General features: G+C 48.4%; 2 protein-coding genes. Both read left to right on the forward strand.

The features are described 5' to 3' along the window. Positions 1–56 precede the first annotated feature (56 nt). Entirely contained in the window at positions 57–818 is a 762-nt protein-coding gene (locus tag ALO64_RS11155; protein WP_044345830.1) for an isopentenyl transferase family protein, read from the forward strand. A 15-nt stretch (positions 819–833) separates the two neighbouring features. After that, on the forward strand, positions 834–2,479 hold a 1,646-nt coding region (locus ALO64_RS11160; RefSeq protein ID WP_054991716.1), incomplete at its 3' end, for a B12-binding domain-containing radical SAM protein.

The raw sequence follows: 2,479 nt of genomic DNA on the forward strand, positions 1-2,479 counted from the left end.
ACTTCAGATCTTCCTTAGAGTTGTTAATATTACTTTTTCTTTGAGAGGAGTCGTTTATGTTAATGCATCTGATTTTTGGACCTACGTGCTGTGGAAAGACTGATTTCTCAATCAAGCTGGCTCAAAGGCTGGGATGGCCAGTCATTTCATTGGACCGTGTACAATGCTGTACGCAAATCGCTACCGGCAGCGGGCGGCCCTCGCCGGCTGAAATTGGCTGTACTGAGAGGATCTACTTGGCAGATCGCCCTTTGGTCGAGGGCATTATCGAAGCCGATGCAGCCCATGCGGCACTTAAGTGCGTACTCGAATCGAGTGAAAGCAAGCTAGGAATGATATTAGAGGGCGGCTCGATTTCGCTTTTGAATGCCATAATGAGAGATTCGTACTGGAGCGAAAAATTCACGTGGTGTATTCATCGTTTGCCTCTTTGCGATTCAGCAACTTTTCTTCACCGGGCAAAAAGACGTATCCGGCAGATGCTGAGCCCAGAAGAAGGCGTCCCTTTTCTGCAGGAGCTTGCGATGTACGTTGGGCATTCTGCCGAACTCGGAGTGCTTGAAGGAGTCGTCGGTTATAGGTTTGCGATAACGTTCGCACGAGAGCGCCACCTGTCGCTGGTGGATTTGAAAAAAATAGAGCCTGAGTTAAAGGAGGCACTGATTGACGGCATAGCTCAGGAGTATCTTGACCATGCAAAGTGGCAAGAACGAGACTTCCCAAACATACCGGCCACTTGGAAAGTTCAAGAATTGGACCCGGATATAGTTATAAAGATGGATATTACAAATCTTTATAGTGGTCAAAACCATAGTTGAGCTCAGGAGAAAATTATGACGGCGTTACTCATTTCTGGAATGGGCCCCGAGTACCCTGATAATCAATTGCTTCGAGGTTCATCGTTCGAGGCCCTGCTTAACCCTGCGGTAGCTGCCAACGCGGGGGGAGCTAGGTTTGCCCTAAATAGTCTGCATTATAAAACAGGAGGTGGCCTAGTTTTACCCTTGCTCCGTAAACGTAAGGACGGGGGCGGTGCCAGGGCGGCCAGTATGCCCATGTCCGTCGACGATAAAATATCAAAAGGGCCCAAGAGAACTTTTCACCTCACTAGCTTTACATTAGAGTCAATTCTCACAGGTGCCGATATTGACTTTGATTCAATGTCGACCGAGCACATCTGGAATAATACTGGATTTGAGCCGGCAGGCGAGTACGATACGGTCCTTTTGTCCACCACCTTTATTTGGGATCAGCAAACGCTGCGGCGAGCCATCGGGTGGATCGGACGGCGCTTCCCTGCCAGTAAACTTATATTGGGCGGGCAATACAGTAATCTTAAGTTCCATCAAATCATGGTGGAACATAAAACGGTTAACTTTGTTATTAGAGGCGATGCGGAGATTGCTCTGCCTGACTTGCTTCGAAAACTTGGAAAAGGAGGCGATATAGCGAGCGTTCCCAACCTTGTCTTCCGCGGCGCCCACGACGAGATATGCCTGACGCCAATTGGGTATGTTGATCTTGATTTGCAACCCTCCCCGTCACCCAATGGCTTTTCGCCCGTTGTGCCCTATGAGTCAATGCGGGGGTGCCCATTCACTTGTAAATTCTGTTCATTCCCGGCTGCATCACCTAAATGGAGGTACAAGTCAGCCGACAAGATCGCGCGAGACTGGGAGCGGTACAAGATCCACAACGGTGCTCAATACATTAAGGCACTTGACTCTACATTCACCGTTCCACCAACACGCCTCAGGTCGCTGCTTCCGAAGGTCGAAGCCATTAAGATTCAGTGGGAAGCCTATACCCGTGCCAACTCTATCAACAGCATGGAGCTTGTTCATCAGCTCGAAAACTCCGGGTGCAGTTCATTGTTTATGGGGTTCGAATCAATGAGTGACACTACCTTGCAGTACATGGATAAAAAGGTGACATCACGTGCGAATCGTTTAGCGCTTGAGCTTTTGGCTGAAAGTTCGATCAAACATTTTGTCTCTTTTATAGTCGGCTATCCTGGAGAAAGTCCTGAACTCTTCGAGGCGACCAGACGATTTCTTGTAAATGAGTTTTCTGGCGAATTTGCTTTATATGTTTGTATGCTGCAAGACGAGACTATGCCGCTTTGGGATGACGCGGAAAAGTTTAATATACATGTTGATGATCCTAGCGGAGAGGCGCATATTTGGAGCCACAGCGGGATGGACTCTAAAACTGCCAGACAATTGCAACTGGAGACACTGCGTGAAGTTCGGTGGAACAATGACAACGCAATCTTCAGGTCGTGGCAACATGATTTCGAGTCTCCGTTGATACCTGATAGGACACAGCAGGAAAACACCAGCCTGGAAAAACTAGTTGATCGACTTGGCATGATAAGCGTGGACATTAGCAGTGAGCATCAGGCGCGCAAACTAGAAGTCGAGATTACTAGAAAACTGACTGCGCATGGCATATCGGTTGTACCTAAGGAGGCGCTGCA

It is taken from the genome of Pseudomonas meliae, from assembly GCF_001400515.1.
GTDB lineage: Bacteria > Pseudomonadota > Gammaproteobacteria > Pseudomonadales > Pseudomonadaceae > Aquipseudomonas > Aquipseudomonas amygdali.